Raw genomic sequence first — 16,816 nt, 5'->3', positions numbered from 1 at the left:
ACTGCCCGCGCTCAGGAGCCCTCGTGGGGCGGTGTGATCCCGGCGATGCGGCGGGCGGCGGCGTCGGCGGTGGCGATGCAGGCCGGGAGCCCGACGCCGTGCAGTGTCGCCCCCGCCACGGCGAGCCCCGGGACACCGGCGACGGCGCGTTCGATCCGCTCGACGAGTTCGAGGTGCCCGGTGCCGTACTGCGGCAGCCCGCCACCCCATCGGGTCACCAGGGTGTCGATCGGCTCGGCGGTGACTCCGCTCAGCCGGGCGAGGTCTTCGCGGACCACGCGCACGAGTTCGTCGTCGTCGGCGTGCAGCGCGCCCGGTTCGCCGAAGCGGCCGACCGAGCCACGCACCAGCACCGGGCCTTCGCCGTACTGCGCCCATTTGCGGGACGAGAAGGTGAACGCCTTGGCGGCGAACGGTTTCCCGGCGGCGTCCCGCTCCCCGGCACCGATCAGCACGCCGGACGACTCCGGCAGCGCGGTACCCGGCGGGAGCGCGAGCGCGACGACGGCCATCGACGCGAGTTCGACCTCGGCGAACGCCGAAGACGCCACACCCGCGACGCCGTCGAGCAGCCGCCGTGCCGAAGGCGCCGGAACCGCCAGGAGAACGGAGTCGGCGTCGAGGTCGTCGACCTTCCAGCCGTCGGCGGTGCGTTCGAGCGCCGTCACCGTGGTCCCGGTGCGGATCTCGGCGCGGGACAGCTCCGCGAGCCGCGCGATCAGCGTCCCGAGGCCACCCAGCAGGGTGCCGAAGACCGGCGCCGTGCTCGGCGAGGCGGGCATGAGCGACGCCGCGCCTTCGGTGAGCGAACGCGCGCCGCGGTCCACCGCGGAGGCGAGCCCAGGCATCGTCGCGCGCAGGCCGAGCCCGTCCGCTCCCCCGGCGTACACCCCGCCGAGCAGCGGATCGACGAGCCGGTCGACCAGTTCGTCACCGAACCGCTCGCGCAGCAGCGGGCCGAGCGGCACGTCGCCGGCGGGCAGTTCCAGCGGGGACAGCGACGCCTCGGCCTCGACGAGGGCGCGGCCCTTCTCCGACAGCACCCCGGCGACCGCGTCGGCGGAAGCGGGAACACCCATGACCGTGCCCGGCGGCAGGCCGAGCACGGAGCCGCCCGCGTGGATCTTGGCGCGGGCCTTGGTGGGATGGACGAGGCTTTCGCCCAGCCCGATCTCGCGGACCAGGGCGAGCGCTTCGGGACGGCGGGCGAGGAAGGCCTCGGCGCCGACGTCGTAGCGTTCACCGGCGAGTTCGATCGTGCGGAGTTTCCCGCCGAGCGACCCGGTCGACTCGAAGACGACGATCCTGGCGTCCTCGCCGAGCAGGGTCCGCAGCCGGTACGCCGCGGTCAGTCCCGAGATACCGCCGCCGACGACGGCGACCGTCTTCACGGCCGGAGCTCGTGCACCAGCCCGACCACGCGTGTCAGTACGTCCGGGTCGACGCCGGGCAGCACGCCGTGGCCGAGGTTGAAGATGTGGCCGTCGGCCGCGCGGCCCTCGGCGAGGATGCGCCGCACTTCGGCCTCGATGACCGGCCAGGACGCGTGCAGCAGCGCCGGGTCGAGGTTGCCCTGGACCACGCCGCCGCCGAGCCGCCGCACGGCTTCGTCGAGCGGGATGCGCCAGTCGACGCCGACCACGTCGGCGCCCGCGTCACGCATGGCCACCAGCAGCTCGCCGGTTCCGACACCGAAGTGGATCCGGGGCACGCCGTAGCCCGCGACCGCGGACAGCACCTTCGCCGAATGCGGCAGGACGAACTCGCGGTAGTCCCGCTCCGAGAGCGCGCCCGCCCACGAGTCGAACAGCTGGATCGCGTCGGCCCCGGCGTTGAGCTGCGCGGAGAGGAAGGTGATCGCCATGTCCGCCAGGCGCCCCGCCAGCTCGTGCCACAGCTCGGGCTCGGAGTGCATGAGCGCCTTGGTGTGCTCGTGGTTGCGGCTCGGCCCGCCCTCGATGAGGTAGGAGGCCAGCGTGAACGGCGCGCCGGCGAACCCGATCAGCGGCGTCTCGCCCAGCGAGCCGACCAGCAGCCGGACCCCCTCGGCGACCCGCTCCACCTGCTCCGGCTCCAGCACCGGCAGCGCGCGCACGCCCGCGGCGTCGCGGATCGGCTCGGCGACGACCGGCCCGGTGCCCGCGACGATGTCGATGTCGAGGCCCGCCGCCTTGAGCGGGACGACGATGTCACTGAAGAGGATGGCCGCGTCGACGCCGTGACGGCGGATCGGCTGGAGCGTGATCTCGGCGAGCATCTCGGGGTCGAAGCACGCCTCGAACATCGAGGTGCCCTCGCGCAGGGCCCGGTATTCGGGCAGCGACCGGCCCGCCTGGCGCATGAACCACACGGGGGTGTGAGCCGGGCGTTCGCCGCGCGCGGCGGCCAGGAACGGCGCACCGGGCAGGGCGCGTCGGGCCGCCGGGACGGTCTGCGCGGGAGAAGCAACTGAAGGAGACATCACGGTTCATGGTGCCATGTGCGCTCGGAGGCCTTACTCTCGGCGCGTCTGCGCCCCGAACCGGACGATCGCGTCTTACAGTCGGTTGGTGACCGCGATGACGTCAGTACCCGATCTCTTCCGTGAAGCCGTCGCGGCGTTGCAATCGGTCCGGCCCCGTCCCGAAGTCCAGCTGGAGACGATGCGCCCGCCGCAGCGTCTGGCGCCGTGGTCCTACGCGGTGAGCTGCGAGGTGGAAGGGCCGGCGGACGTCCTGGCGTCGGGGCGGCTGGTGCTGCTGCACGATCCGGACGGCCAGGAGGGCTGGGACGGGGTCCTGCGGCTGGTCATGTACGTCCGCGCGGAACTCGACCGGGAACTGGCGACCGATCCCTTCCTGCCCGCCGTGGGCTGGTCGTGGCTGACCGACGCGTTGGAGACCTCCGGCGCGGAGTGGACGGCGCTGGGCGGCACGGTCACCGAGACCTCGTCGGCCCGCTTCGGCGACATCTCCGGGCCCGCGCGCACCGACGATCTGGAACTTCGGGCGTCGTGGACGCCGACGGACGCCGCGTTGCGGTCGCACGGGCAGGCCTTCTGTCAGGTGATGGCGAGCGTCGTGGGGCTGCCGCCGGTCGGCGTGACGCTGTTCGAGCAGCGTCAGTCCTCCTGAGAGGCTTCCCCCTCGGCTCAGCCGAGGAAACTCGACCATCACACCTTCCTCAAGTACATGAAGGCCCCCTTCCTTGCGTCTAGCGCAGTGAAGGGGGCCTTCATGTACTTGGCTCGAGCGACTCACGTCCAGGGCGCGCCGGTCCCTAAGCCGCCCTCCCCTGGTCCGTGAAGGCCTCCTTGAGGGACTCTGGGTCCCTCAAGGAGGCCTTCACGGACCAGGGCACGGACTCGGCCACGGTCCCGACACGCCGGATTCCCATCAATCGAGACATGGCATTCGGGTTATATTGCGAACACCGGCCATCTAGCGCCGCTAGGAAAACTAGCGCGGTAGCAAAGGTCCCTTGCTCCCCTCCGCGGATCCGTGAAGGCCTCCTTCACTACCCTCAAGGTAGGCAAGGAGGCCTTCACGGACAGCCGCGAGCCACGAAGGGGCCGAAGCGGCTTCGCTTACCCCATTCGCGAGCCCCTCAGGCCGTCTGCACGACGCCGAAAGTCGCTTCAGGGCCATCTGGACTAGACCAGCCCCCACCAGCGCGAAGCCGGTCGCTCAGAGGTCTGGACCACCCCGTTCGTGCTAACCCGGCTGTCACCGTCCGCAACAAGATCGAATCCGCTCACGAATACGCCGAAACGCTTCCGGAGCGTTACCATCACGGTCACCGAGCGGAGCGATCATGACTCTCCGCGAAGTTGATCAAGCCCCACGCCGGAGGCACATTCCGGTCGCCCCGTGAAGGTCCCGGGCAGAGGCACCGGCAGGTGCACGGCTCATCTGCACAGTCGGTTGGACCCTGGTAACCCCAGTGCATCGTGTTCTTTCGGCGATGTGTTAGCCACCGGCTGTGTACTAGCCCGATCGTGTTACTACGAACTCCCTGAGTGACCACTGGTTTGAGATAGATACCCATTCGATCCCCCCGCGAAGGCCTCAGGGCGGCTACAGTGCCATCGACGACACCACTTTCGGTCTAAAGCTGGCGCGGCTAAACGGCCGAAAGTCCCGGTGCCGGTCGGGGGGCACGACCGACTCCAGGGAGGTAGTGACGTGGCTACCGTCGGCATTTCTCAGGCCGTCCGATCCACGCCAGCCGGTTCATTGCCGGCGAGCATGGTTCCGCACCCGCGGGAAGAGCTTTTTTCCGTGTTGGTGGTCGATGACCACCCGCTGTTGAGGGAGGCAATCTCAGCAAGACTCGCACAGATGGGTGCGGGCACCGTCCACGAGGCCGCCACGGTAGCCGAGGCGAGGGCGCGAGCACAGGCCACCGGGCCTTGTGACCTGGCGATCCTCGATCTCGGACTGCCGGATGGCAGCGGCATCGAGCTGGTTACGGAACTCCGTAGCCACGGCTGGCCTCGGGTAGTGGTGCTCGCTTCATCAGACGACCCGTACGCGGTCAGGTCGGCGTTCCAGGCCGGCGCCCAGGCATACCTGCTCAAGTCGGCTTCGCCGGTCGTGGTGACCGACGGCGTCCGCAGGGTGCTCGAGGGCGGCGTCTACGCGGACCCGAGCGTCGCACCGGTCTTGGCCACCGGCACCCGGGTCGCCGGCACCGACAACACCCCGCGCGAGCTTTCCGCGCGCGAGGTCGAGGTGCTGCAGCTCGTGGCCGACGGCCAGAGCAACAAGGAGATCGGCGAGGAACTCAGCCTCTCCGCTCTCACGGTGAAGTCTCACCTCTCCCGCATCGGGCGCAAGCTCGGCACGGGTGACCGGGCTCAGATGGTGGCGCTGGCCATGCGTGCCGGCGTGATCCGCTGACAAAGGCGAACAGCCCTGCGGGGCGGGCGGACCAGGCGCGGTCCGCTCGTCCCGTAGGGTCTTCACCTATGGAAGGCGACCGACCCGGAGCACCGCAGACGGACCCGAAGACCGGCACCGACGACACCGGTGGACCGGTCCTGCTGCGTGAGCCCGCCGAGGGCACTCCACCGGTGATCGCCGACGCGACCGCCCTCGCCGAAGCCTGCGTGAAGATCGCGGGCGGCAGCGGGGCCATCGCCGTGGACACCGAACGCGCGTCCGGCTACCGATACTGGCCCAAGGCCTATCTCGTGCAGCTGCGCCGCGAAGGTGCCGGCTCCTTCCTCATCGACCCCATTCCGCTCGAAGGGCAGCTCGAACCCCTCGCGGAAGTGCTCAACAACGCCGAATGGGTGTTGCACGCGGCCTCTCAGGACCTGCCGTGCCTCGCCGAACTCGACCTGCACCCGAAGAGCCTGTTCGACACCGAACTCGCCGGACGGCTCGCCGGGTACGAGCGCGTCGCCCTCGGCACCCTCGTCGAACTCCTCCTCGGCTACCAGCTGGAGAAGGGGCACAGCGCCGCCGACTGGTCGAAGCGCCCGCTTCCCGTCGACTGGCTGAACTACGCCGCCCTCGACGTCGAGCTGCTCATCGAGCTGCGCGAGAAGCTCGAAGCCGATCTGGAAGCCCAGGGCAAGCTCGAATGGGCCCAGCAGGAATTCGAGGCCGTCCGCACCGCGCCGCCGCCCGCCCCTCGGGCCGAGCCGTGGCGCCGGACGTCCGGGGTGCACAAGATCCGCAGCGCCCGCGGTCTCGCCGCCGTCCGCGAACTGTGGCAGGCGCGCGACGAGCTCGCCCGCAAACGCGACCGCGCGCCGAGCCGGATCCTGCCAGACAGCGCGATCATCAACGCCGTCACCGCCGACCCGAAGACCGTCGAGCAGCTTCAGGCGTTGCCGGTGTTCAGCGGCCGGGTGCAGCGCAAGTACACCGCGAGCTGGCTGCGGCATCTGCAGGCCGCCCGCGCGCTCCCCGCCGACGAACTGCCCACCCCCGCGCAGCAGACCGACGGACCGCCGCCGGTGAACCGGTGGTCGGACAAGGATCCCGACGCCGCCGCCCGGCTTTCCGCCGCCCGTGCGGCGCTGTCCGCCATCGCGGAGGACCGGCGGCTGCCGGTGGAGAACCTGCTGCTGCCGGAACTGGTGCGCCGCACCTGCTGGCGTCCGCCGTCGGACCTGAGCGAGGATTCCGTCGCCCAGGTCCTGCGCGACGGCGGTGCCCGGCCGTGGCAGGTCGAACTGACGGTCGCGGCGCTGAGCAAGGCCCTCCACTCCGCCGCCGCCTGACCCGCGTTCAGCCCTCCAGCAGCGCTCGCGCGGAGCCGCGCAGAACGGCGTCCGGCTCCCCGAGCCCGACGAGCCTCAGCACGCTGTCGGCCCCTTCGACGGCGTGTGCCTCGACGTCCAGATCCGGCTGGTCGCGCCGGACGATCGCGATGCTCTCGACGAGCCCGAACACGAGGTCGGTCCGGATCCCCTGGAGGGCGGGCGTGACCCCCGCCGCCGCGACGAGCGAGCCGTAGACGCGTTTGAGCTCCGCCCGTTCGGCCCGGAACCGCGCCAGCCGCGGCGACGAGATCTCCGGCAGCAGGTACAGGGCGCCGAGGTTCTGCCGCGCGCTGCCGAGCAGGTGGATGTCCGCGTAGGCCAGCGCCCACAGCCGCGTGCCGACCGGCGCGAGCTTGGCCGACAGCCCGCCCGCGACGTCCAGTGACGGCCGGACGGTGTCCTCCAGCAGCGCCGCGAGAATGTCCTCTTTGGACGGAAAGTGGTAGTAGAGCGACGCCTGGCGCAGTCCGGCGCGCTCGGCGATGGCCCTCGTGGTCGTCGCCGCGTAGCCGGCGCCGGTGAACAGCTCCCCCGCGGCGTCCAAGACGGCGAGCCGCGCCTCGCGCTTGCTCGCCGCGGCGCCGCTGGCTCTCGGTCTGCCCACCCCGGTCGTTTTCGTCATCTATCCGATCCTGCCATTTCTCCGCGAAGATCTTTGTTACGTCCGGCGGTCGGCCCAGGTTACCGAATCCGGTATCTGTTAACACCGCGCTTACCCGGCGGAGATCGGAAGGATCCCGCACGCGCTTAATTTCGGTCAGCCGATCGAAATTCGGCCCTTGAGACAGGAGCCTCCGCAATGCCTTCCGAAGACCTTTCCGCCTTCGGGTACCGCCAAGAACTTCGCCGGACACTGGGCGGTTTCTCCGCCTTCGCCGCCGGTTTCTCCTTCGTTTCCATCCTTACGACGGTGTTCCAGCTGTTCGCCTTCGGCTATTCCTTCGGCGACACGCTCTTCTTCTGGACATGGCCGCTGGTGATCACCGGGCAATTGCTCGTCGCGCTCAACTTCGCCGAACTCGCGGCCCGATTCCCGCTGGCAGGATCGGTTTACCAGTGGGCGAAACACCTCTCCCCCGGATTCGCGGGCTGGCTCGCCGGCTGGATGATGCTGGTGGGCTGCGTCGTGGCGCTCGCCGGTGCCGCGATCGCGCTGCAGGTCGTCCTCCCGTCGGTCTGGAGCGGGTTCCAGCTCGTCGGCGGGGATCCGGCGATCACCTCCCCGACCGGCGCCAGCAACGCGGTGCTGCTCGGCACCCTGCTGATCGTCCTCACCACCGTCATCAACGCGGGCGGGGTGCGGCTGATGGCGCGGATCAACGACGTCGGGGTCGCGGCCGAACTCGTCGGCGTCCTCGTGCTGATCGTCGGGCTGGCGCTGTTCGCCGTCCGCGGTCCGCAGGTCGTGCTCCAGCCCGCGGGTGAGAGCCCGGGGGCCGGCGGTGTCCTCGCTTCGGCCTTGATGGCCGCGTATGTGCTGTACGGCTTCGATACCGCCGCCTCCGTCGCGGAGGAGACGAAGGACGCGCGCCGCACCGCACCACGTGCCGTGCTCCGCGCCCTTCTGATCTCCGGGATCGGCGGGCTGGCCGTCGTCCTCACCGCGCTGATGGCGGCACCGAGCCTGACCGACGGGCAACTCGCCGGGAAGGGACTGCCGTATGTGATCACGGCCGTCTTCGGCGACACCCTCGGCCGGGTCTTCCTCGCCGACGTCGCGATCGCGGTCGTCGTCTGCACCCTGACCATCCAGACCGGCACGGTCCGGTTGATCTACTCGATGGCCCGAGACGGCGCGCTCCCCGGCGCCAAACGGCTTTCCGCGGTGAACGCCCGCACCGGCACGCCGATCGCGCCCGCGGTGCTCTCCGGGACGCTCGCCATCGGGCTGCTCCTGCTGAATCTGGGGAATCCGACGATCTTCAGCACCATCACCGGCACTTCGGTGGTCGTGGTCTATCTGGCCTATCTGCTGGTGACCGGACCGCTGCTGATCCGGCGCCGTCAAGGCCGTTTCACCGCCGAACCAGGCCATTTCTCCCTGGGGCGATGGGCTATTCCGGTCAACGTCGCGGCAGTAGGGTACGGCGCGATGATGATCGTCGACATCGCCTGGCCACGAGCCGAAATCTACGACCTGGCGGGCACCGGTTCCGTCTGGGTCCTGTTGTTCCCGATCGAGTTCGTCGGCGCCGCGCTGCTCACCGGCTATCTCTGCTGGCGCCGCCGCTCCGCGCTCACCACGGTTCCCGTCCCCGCGACCTGAAGGAAGGTTCCATGAGCACGACATCGACCACGTACGGCGCTCGCGACCACGCGCGCGCCCAAGCGGGCACGGTCACCGAAGCGATGCCGGCCATCCCGGCGTCCACCTGGCCGGACCCGCCGCCCGGGATCGACCCGGCGAAGCTGACCTGGGCCGAGACCGTCGCCGGCGGCGGCTACACCCACAAGGTCCTCGCCCGCGGTACCGAACTGCGGCTCACCGACGTCGAAGGCGACGCCTGCGCGCATGTGCTGCTGTACAACGCCGACCAGCCTTGGGAGCGGCTGAACGTCGCGGACACGGTGAAGGTCCAGTGGAACGCCTATCTCGGCGAGGCGATCGCGCTGCTTTCGGACCAGGCGCGGGTGCTCGCGACCGTCGTCACCGACGAGAGCGGGAAACACGACGCCCTCTGCGGGACGTCCACTGTGGACGGAATCGGGCTGTTCACCCTCGCCGCCGCCAAACACGGCCTCACGCCACGCGATCTCCCGCCGAGCCTGTCCTTCTTCCAGGGCGTCCACGTGGAGACCGACGGCGGGCTGACGTTCACCGGTTCGGCAGGCCCCGGCAAATCCGTGGTCCTGCGCACCGAACTCCCGGTGATCGTCCTGATCGCCAACGTCGCGCACCCGCTCGACCCGCGTCCGGACCACACGGTCACCCCGCTGCGCGTCCTCGCCCAGCGGAGCACACCGTCCACACCGGACAGTCCTGAATGGACAGCGTCGCCCGAAGCGCAGCGCGCCTTCGAGAACACCGCCGACTACCTCACCGCTAGGGGCCTGGCATGACGACGATCATCTCCGACACCGAGGTCGCCGCGCGGGCGCCGTACTCCACCGTGCTGCGCGAGGGCGAGACGCTCGCGATCATCGACCTCGGCGGCAACCAGGCCGTCGACTTCCTCTGCTACGACGCCGCCGACACGGCGAAGAGGTACAGCGCGGCCGCCACGATCGCCGCGCAGCGCAACATCTTCCTCACCACCGGCAGCGTGCTGCGCACCGGCGAGGGCGCGCCGCTGCTGACCGTCGTCGAGGACACCTGCGGGCGGCACGACACGATCGGCGGCGCCTGCAGCAAGGAATCGAACAGCCTCCGCTACGGCCAGCACACGCGGTACCAGCACGCCTGCGTCGAGAATTTCCTGACCGAGGGCGCGAAATGGGGCCTCGGCAAACGGGATCTGGTCAGCAACGTCAACTGGTACATGAACGTGCCGGTGGAACAGGACGGCACGCTCGGCATCGTCGACGGCATCTCCGCGCCCGGTCTCGAAGTCAAGCTGCGCGCCGAGACCGACGTGCTCGTGCTGGTGTCGAACTGCCCGCAGATCAACAATCCGTGCAACGGCTTCGACCCGACGCCGGTCCGGATGATCGTCACCGGCGGTGGCGCGTGAAACTGCTCGTCGCCAACCGGGGGGAAATCGCGGTCCGGATCATCCGGACGGCAAGGGAGATGGGCATTCCGACGGTCGCCGTCTACTCCGACGCCGACCGTACGGCCGCGCACGTACGGCTTTCCGACGAAGCCGTCCGGCTCGGCCCGGCGCCGGCGAGGGAGAGCTATCTCCTCGGCGACGCCATCATCGAAGCCGCGCTGAAGACCGGCGCCGACACGATCCACCCCGGCTACGGTTTCCTGTCCGAGGACGCCACCTTCGCCAGGGCGGTGGAGGCGGCCGGGCTCCGGTTCGCCGGTCCCACGGCGGACCACCTCGAAGTCTTCGGCAGCAAGCACACCGCGCGGGAGAAGGCCGTCGAAGCCGGTGTCCCGCTGCTGCCGGGCACCGGACTGCTGGACACCCTGGCCGACGCCGAAGCGGCGGCGGACGGGATCGGCTACCCCGTGATGCTCAAGGCCACCGGCGGCGGCGGCGGGATCGGCATGCGGGCCTGCGCGTCCGCCGCGGAACTCCGCGACGCCTGGGAGGCGGTGCAGAGCATCGCGGCCAAGAGCTTCTCGACTTCGGGCGTGTTCCTCGAACGGCTCGTGACCCACGCGCGGCACGTCGAGGTCCAGGTGTTCGGCGACGGTACGGGTGAGGTGCTGGCGCTGGGCACGCGGGACTGCACCCTGCAGCGACGCAATCAGAAGGTGCTCGAAGAGTGCCCCGCGCCGGGACTTTCCGAAGCGGCGCGGGAGAAACTGGTCTCGGCGGCCGTCGACCTCTGCGCTTCGGTGCGCTACCGGTCGGCCGGGACGGTCGAGTTCATCTACGACCCGGCCCGCGAGGAGGCCGCGTTCCTCGAAGTCAACACGAGGCTGCAGGTCGAACATCCGGTCACCGAGGCGGTGTACGGCATCGACCTGGTCTCGTGGATGCTCCGGCTTGCCGACGGCGACACCGGGATGTTCGCCACCACGCCGTCGCCACGCGGGCACGCGATCGAAGCCCGCGTCTACGCGGAGGACCCGGCCGCCGGGCACCGGCCGAGCGCCGGCCTGCTGACCCGCGCCCACTTCCCCGCCGATGTCCGGGTCGACACCTGGGTCGAGGCCGGGGCGAACGTGACGACGCATTACGACCCGCTGCTCGCCAAGGTGATCACCGTCGGCGCGGACCGGGACGAAGCACTGACGGCGTTGGGCGAGGCGCTCGGCGAGAGCCGGGTGGACGGGGTCCGGACGAATCTCGGTCAGCTGCGCGCGGTCGCCGCGGATCGGCGGCTGCGCGCGGTCACGCACGACACCGCGACGCTCGACACGATCACCGACCCCGAACCGCGGATCGAGGTGCTGCGGGGCGGCACGATGACCACCGTCCAGGACTGGCCGGGGCGGCTGGGGTTCTGGCACGTGGGTGTCCCGCCGAACGGGCCGATGGACGATCTGTCCCTGCGGCTGGGCAACCGCGCCCTCGGCAATCCCGAAGGCGCGGCGGGCCTGGAGTGCACTGTGGACGGTGTCTCACTGAGGTTCACCGAGGACGCAATCGTTTGCGTCACGGGATCGCCGTCACCGGTGACCGTCGACGGCTCCCCGGTTCCACAATGGACACCGGTCGAGATCCCCGCTGGCGGGGTGCTCGACGTCGGCACCGGGACCGCCGGGCTCCGCGCGTACGTCCTCGTGCGCGGCGGGATCGACGTGCCGGACTTCCTCGGCAGCGCGGCCACGTTCACGCTCGGCGGTTTCGGCGGGCACGGCGGGCGCGCGCTGGCGACCGGCGACGTCCTCTCCCCCGGGCCGCTGCCGGAGAACGCCGTCACCGGGCCCGTTCCCGAGGCCGAACGCCCGGTTTTCGCCACGCACTGGGAGATCGGCGCAGCCGAGGGACCGCACGCGGCACCGGAGTTCTTCACCCCGGACGACGTCGAGACGTTCTACGCCACCGACTGGGAAGTGCACTTCAACTCCGCGCGGACAGGTGTCCGGCTCGTCGGGCCGCGGCCGCGCTGGGCACGGGAGGACGGCGGCGAGGCGGGCCTGCACCCGTCGAACATCCACGACACCCCGTACGCGATCGGTGCCGTCGACTACACCGGCGATCTGCCGATCCTGCTGGGCCCGGACGGGCCGAGCCTCGGCGGGTTCGTCTGCCCGGCGACCGTGGTGACCGGGCAGCGGTGGAAGCTCGGCCAGCTGCGGCCGGGCGACACCGTGCGGTTCGTGCCGGTCACCACCGAGCACGCGGGCTCTTTGCGTGTCTCGCCGAGCAAGACGGTCAAGGCGAGCCGAAAGCCGATCGACGACGGCGGCATCCTCGGGCGTCTGTCCACAGCGGACGAGAACCCCGAGGTCACCTACCGGCGCAGCGGCGACGACAACCTGCTGATCGAGTACGGACCGATGAAACTCGACCTGGCCTTGCGGATGCGGGTCCACGCGCTGGCCGACCGGCTGAGCAAGGAAGGTCTGGACGGCGTCGTGGACCTGACCCCGGGCATCCGCTCGCTGCAGGTGCACGTCGATCCGGACGTGCTGCCGGTGCCGAAACTGCTCGGGCTCGTGCAGGAGGTGGAGCACGATCTGCCGCGGACCGGCGACCTCGTGGTGCCGAGCCGGACCGTGCGGATGCCGTTGTCCTGGGACGATCCGGCGACGCGCGAGGCGATCGAGCGGTACATGGCGGGCGTGCGCGACGACGCGCCGTGGTGCCCGTGGAACATCGAGTTCATCCGCCGGGTGAACGGTCTGTCCAGTGTGGACGAGGTCTACCGCACGGTGTTCGACGCGGAGTACCTGGTGCTCGGCCTCGGCGACGTCTATCTCGGCGCGCCGGTGGCCACTCCCCTCGACCCGCGGCACCGGCTGGTGACCACGAAGTACAACCCCGCCCGCACGTGGACCGCGGAGAACTCGGTCGGCATCGGCGGCTCGTACCTGTGCATCTACGGGATGGAGGGCCCCGGCGGCTACCAGTTCGTCGGGCGGACCGTGCAGGTGTGGAGCGGCTGGCGGCAGCGCGGATCGTTCGAGCCGGGTTCGCCGTGGCTGCTGCGGTTCTTCGACCGGATCTCCTGGTACCCGGTGAGCGCCGAGGAATTGCTCGACCTGCGGGCACAGAGCTCGGCCGGGGAACTGGAACTCGACATCACCGACGGCGAGTTCGCGCTGGCCGACCACGAACGCTTCCTGGCCGACAACGCGGCCGACATCGCCGCGTTCCGGGCGAAGCAGAGCGCGGCGTTCGAGGCGGAGCGGCAGGCGTGGGCGGCGGCGGGCGAGTTCGACCCGCGGCCGGAGCCGGTCGGCGCGAAGGTCCCGACCACGAAGGTCGAGGCCCCGCCCGGCGGGCACGTCGTCGAGGCGCCGTTCGCGGCGACCGTGTGGCGGGTGGACGTCGAGCCCGGCAAGACGGTCGACGCGGCGGAGACGCTGGTGATCCTCGAAGCGATGAAGACCGAGGCGCGGATCCCCGCCCCCGCCGGCGGCGAGGTCGTCGAGGTCCTCGTCTCGCCCGGTGATCAAGTCGCCCCCGGCACGCCGCTGGTGGTTCTGGGAAGGAGCGCTGGATGAGCGTGCGGGAGCGGGTGCGCGCCGCGTACCACCGGATCGCGCGGGTCGACCGGCCCGAGATCTGGATCGACCTGCGTCCCGACGAGGACGTGCTCGCCGACGCGGAGAAACTGGAAGCCCGTCGCGCGGCGGGGGAATCCTTGCCGCTGTACGGGAAACTCGCCGCGGTCAAGGGCAACATCGACGTCGCCGGGCTGCCGACGACGGCGGCGTGCCCCGAGTACGCCTACTCGCCCGCCGAGGACGCGCCGGTGGTGGCGCGGCTGCGCACGGCCGGGGCGCTGATCCTGGGTACGACCAATCTGGACCAGTTCGCGACCGGACTGGTCGGGACGCGCAGCCCGCACGGCGCGGTCCGGAACGCGCTCGATCCGGCGTACGTTTCGGGCGGGTCGAGTTCCGGATCGGCGGTCGCGGTGGCGCTCGGGATCGTGGATCTCGCGCTCGGCACGGACACCGCCGGATCCGGCCGGGTTCCGGCGGCGTTCAACGGGATCGTCGGGCTGAAGCCGACGCGGGGGCTGCTGCCGACGACGGGTGTCGTGCCCGCGTGCGCGAGCATCGACTGCGTCACGGTGTTCGCGCGGACGGTCGACGAGGCGACGTCCGCGTTCGCCTGTCTCAGCGAGCCCCGGGACCTTCCGGTGCTGAACCGTCCTTTCCGGATCGGCGTGCCTTCCGAACCCGGGCCTCTCCAGGACGGTTGGGCCGAAGCGTTCACCGCGGCGGCTCGCTCGTATCGGGACGCGGGCGCGGAACTGGTCCCTGTCGACATATCGCCGTTCCTGGCCGCGGCGCGCCTGCTGTACGAAGGCGCCTTCGTGGCCGAGCGGTACTCGGCGGTCGGCGAGTTCATCGACGCGCATCCGGACGCCGTCGATCCGGCCGTGCGGCGGATCATCGGCGCGGCGAAGGACATCCCGGCGCATCGGTTGTTCTCCGACCTCGCCACGCTCGACGGGCTTTCTCGTGAAGCCTCGGCCATTTTGTCCACTGTGGACTGCCTTCTGCTGCCCACGACGACGGAACACCCGACGATCGCCGAGGTCGAGGCCGATCCGCTGGGCGTGAACGCGCGGCTGGGCCGGTTCACGAACTCGACGAACCTGCTGGGCCTGTCGTCGCTCGCCGTGCCCGCCGGGACCGTCGGCGGGCTGCCGTTCGGGGTGATGCTGGTCGGGCCCGCGTACGCCGACCGGATCCTCGCCGACGTCGCCCGCTCGGTGCCGCGGCGGACGCGGATCGCGGTCGTCGGCGCGCATCTGCGCGGGCAGCCGCTGAACCACGAACTGACCTCGCGGGGCGGACGGTTCGTCTCCGCGGGGCCGACGGCGGCCGAGTACCGGTTCTACGCGCTGGACACCGTGCCGCCGAAACCCGGTCTCGTCCGGGTCGCTTCGGGCGGCGAGCCGATCGAGGCGGAGGTGTGGGACCTGCCGCTGAGCGGCTTCGGCGAGTTCGTGGCGGGCATTCCCACGCCGCTGGCCATCGGGAAGGTGCGGCTGGCCGACGGGAGTGAGGTGTCGGGGTTCGTCTGCGAGCCCGGTGCGGTGGAGGGTGCCCAGGACATCACGGAGTACGGCGGGTGGCTCGGGTACCTGGGTCGTTGAGTCGAGTCTCGTGAGTGGCGATTCGGGTTCTAACCCGAATCGCCACTCACGACCACCCGGACCAGGCGTTTTCCGATTTGGTTGGCTTCACCGGACGTTCTGGGAAGAAGCTCACAAATCGTGGCGGCCGGCCGGAGGCTGGGTAGCTTCGGAGTGGTGCCGACCACATCCACCTCCAGCCGCAGGACCGTGATCAGCGTGTTCGCGGCGCTGGGCCTCGTCGTGGCCGCGATGGTGACGCTCGGCGCCACCGGTCTGGCCGTCAAACCGGTGAACGGACAGGCGCTCGCGGTCCTGGAAGAGGTCCCCGGTCCCGAGAGCGGGCCGACCTGCGCCGTCGACAAGCGTTACGTCGACGAAGACACCTTCGGCATGCGCCCGGACGTGATCGAAGCCTGGAACGCCATGCGCGCCAAGGCCAAAGCCCAGAACATCACCCTCTGCGTGAACGACGGAAAACGCAGCCGGGGCCAGCAACAGCGCGAATTCGACAAGGCCGTCGAGCGGTTCGGCTCCGTGGAACAGGCCAAGAAGTGGGCGCTGCAGCCCGAGACGTCCATGCACGTCAAGGGAATCGCCGTCGACATCCAGCCGCTGAACTCGGCCTCCTGGGTGGACAAGCACGGCGGCCCGCTCGGCTGGTGCCGCCGCTACGACAACGAAAAGTGGCACTTCGAGTACGACCCGGCCTACAAGACCGCCGGCTGCCCCGCCCTGCTCCCCAGCGCCACCGGCAACTGACCCGGAACTCGGCCTACGCCAGCTTTTCGACGACGTACTTCGCGGCCTCCGCGAGTAGCGCTTCGTCGTAGGGAGCGTCCTTCGCCGACTTGCTCGACATGATCGCCAGGACGATCGGTGCCTTACCCGGCGGCCACAGGACGGCGATGTCGTTCAGCGTGCCGTACTCGCCCGTTCCGGTCTTACCCGCGATGGTCCAGCCGGACGGGAGGCCCGCGCGGATCCGTCCGGCGCCGGTGACGGTGCGCTGGAGCAGGTCGCGCAGGAAGTCGCGTTTCTCGGCCGTCAGCGTGTCCCCCAGCACGATCTCCCGGTAGTCGGCCGCGAACGCCCGCGGCGTGGTGGTGTCGCGAAGGTCGCCCGGGGTGGCCTCGGTGATGGCCGGCTCGACCCGGTCCATCCGCGTGACCGTGTCGCCGAGACCGCGTGTGAACGCCGTCAGTGCGGCGGGGCCGCCGAGATCCCGCAGCAGCAGATTGCCCGCGGTGCCGTCGCTGAACCGGACGGCGGCGTCGCACAGCTGGCGGATCGTCATTCCCGTGGCCACGTGCCGCTCGGTGACCGGGGCGTGCTTCATCAGGTCGTCCCGCGAGTAACTGACCCGGGTTTCCAGATGCGACAACGGGTTGCGCTGCAGGACCGCGGCCGCCGCGACACCCTTGAACGTCGAGCAGAACGCGAACCGTTCGTCGGCGCGGTGCTCGACGGTGCCGCCGCCTCCTGTGTCGAGCGCGTACACGCCGAGCCTGGCGTCGAACTTGTTCTCCAGCTCCATCAACCGGTCGTGGAACTGGCGGGTGGTGGACGGCGGGGGTGGCGGAGGCGACGGCGCGGGCGGGTTCGCCCGCGTGCAGGCGGCCAGTGACGCGAGGACCGCCATCCCCAGTAGCGCACGACGGGTGACGGCCGGCCCCGGCGAGTTCATCGTGATCCCTCCCCCTGATCACTTCGAACATAGCAATTTCCCCACCGCCC

General features: G+C 70.5%; 13 protein-coding genes. 9 read left to right on the top strand and 4 right to left on the bottom strand.

Annotation, left to right across the window (positions count from 1 at the left end; genetic code table 11):
* Positions 1-11 precede the first annotated feature (11 nt).
* Complete coding sequence (gene hemG / locus AMK34_RS24565) at positions 12-1,391, bottom strand: protoporphyrinogen oxidase (RefSeq protein ID WP_073846914.1); 1,380 nt, start codon at positions 1,389-1,391, stop codon at positions 12-14.
* On the bottom strand, positions 1,388-2,461 hold the full coding sequence (gene hemE, locus AMK34_RS24560) for a uroporphyrinogen decarboxylase (RefSeq protein ID WP_073846913.1): 1,074 nt from the start codon (positions 2,459-2,461) through the stop codon (positions 1,388-1,390). Before hemE ends, hemG begins: the two co-directional genes overlap by 4 nt.
* An 88-nt stretch (positions 2,462-2,549) precedes the next feature.
* Between hemE and AMK34_RS24555 the strand changes: the two genes are divergently transcribed.
* The 3 genes from AMK34_RS24555 (at position 2,550) to AMK34_RS24545 (ending at position 6,214) form a co-directional block, all read left to right on the top strand.
* Complete coding sequence (locus tag AMK34_RS24555) at positions 2,550-3,113, top strand: DUF3000 domain-containing protein (RefSeq protein ID WP_038523861.1); 564 nt, start codon at positions 2,550-2,552, stop codon at positions 3,111-3,113.
* Positions 3,114-4,163: 1,050 nt separating this feature from the next.
* The gene (locus AMK34_RS24550; RefSeq protein ID WP_034318331.1) at positions 4,164-4,880 is read left to right on the top strand and encodes a response regulator transcription factor; all 717 of its coding nucleotides are present in this window, start codon (positions 4,164-4,166) and stop codon (positions 4,878-4,880) included.
* A 68-nt stretch (positions 4,881-4,948) separates the two neighbouring features.
* Complete coding sequence (locus tag AMK34_RS24545; RefSeq protein WP_083649973.1) at positions 4,949-6,214, top strand: HRDC domain-containing protein; 1,266 nt, start codon at positions 4,949-4,951, stop codon at positions 6,212-6,214.
* Between the two features lie 7 nt (positions 6,215-6,221).
* Here AMK34_RS24545 and AMK34_RS24540 read toward each other — a convergent pair whose 3' ends face one another.
* On the bottom strand, positions 6,222-6,878 hold the full coding sequence (locus AMK34_RS24540; RefSeq protein WP_038515740.1) for a TetR/AcrR family transcriptional regulator: 657 nt from the start codon (positions 6,876-6,878) through the stop codon (positions 6,222-6,224).
* A 177-nt stretch (positions 6,879-7,055) separates the two neighbouring features.
* Between AMK34_RS24540 and AMK34_RS24535 the strand changes: the two genes are divergently transcribed.
* The 6 genes from AMK34_RS24535 to AMK34_RS24510 all read left to right on the top strand — a co-directional run bounded on the left by AMK34_RS24535 (position 7,056) and on the right by AMK34_RS24510 (position 15,841).
* Complete coding sequence (locus AMK34_RS24535; RefSeq protein ID WP_073846912.1) at positions 7,056-8,522, top strand: amino acid permease; 1,467 nt, start codon at positions 7,056-7,058, stop codon at positions 8,520-8,522.
* 11 nt (positions 8,523-8,533) lie between these two features.
* Entirely contained in the window at positions 8,534-9,316 is a 783-nt protein-coding gene (locus tag AMK34_RS24530; RefSeq protein ID WP_073846911.1) for a DUF1989 domain-containing protein, read from the top strand.
* The gene (locus AMK34_RS24525; protein ID WP_038515746.1) at positions 9,313-9,927 is read left to right on the top strand and encodes an urea amidolyase associated protein UAAP2; all 615 of its coding nucleotides are present in this window, start codon (positions 9,313-9,315) and stop codon (positions 9,925-9,927) included. The genes AMK34_RS24530 and AMK34_RS24525 overlap by 4 nt, the downstream gene beginning before the upstream one ends.
* On the top strand, positions 9,924-13,490 hold the full coding sequence (gene uca / locus AMK34_RS24520) for an urea carboxylase (RefSeq protein ID WP_073846910.1): 3,567 nt from the start codon (positions 9,924-9,926) through the stop codon (positions 13,488-13,490). Before AMK34_RS24525 ends, uca begins: the two co-directional genes overlap by 4 nt.
* A complete protein-coding gene (gene atzF, locus AMK34_RS24515) occupies positions 13,487-15,100 on the top strand; it encodes an allophanate hydrolase (RefSeq protein WP_073846909.1) in 1,614 nt (537 codons plus the stop codon). The genes uca and atzF overlap by 4 nt, the downstream gene beginning before the upstream one ends.
* A 153-nt stretch (positions 15,101-15,253) precedes the next feature.
* Positions 15,254-15,841, top strand: coding sequence for a D-alanyl-D-alanine carboxypeptidase family protein (locus tag AMK34_RS24510; protein ID WP_038515751.1), 588 nt, complete (start codon positions 15,254-15,256; stop codon positions 15,839-15,841).
* 13 nt (positions 15,842-15,854) lie between these two features.
* Here AMK34_RS24510 and bla read toward each other — a convergent pair whose 3' ends face one another.
* A complete protein-coding gene (bla, locus tag AMK34_RS24505) occupies positions 15,855-16,766 on the bottom strand; it encodes a class A beta-lactamase (RefSeq protein ID WP_073846908.1) in 912 nt (303 codons plus the stop codon).
* Positions 16,767-16,816 lie beyond the last annotated feature (50 nt).

This window comes from Amycolatopsis sp. CB00013 (assembly GCF_001905755.1).
Lineage (GTDB): Bacteria > Actinomycetota > Actinomycetes > Mycobacteriales > Pseudonocardiaceae > Amycolatopsis > Amycolatopsis japonica.
This window is presented reverse-complemented; position numbering and strand designations above follow the sequence as displayed.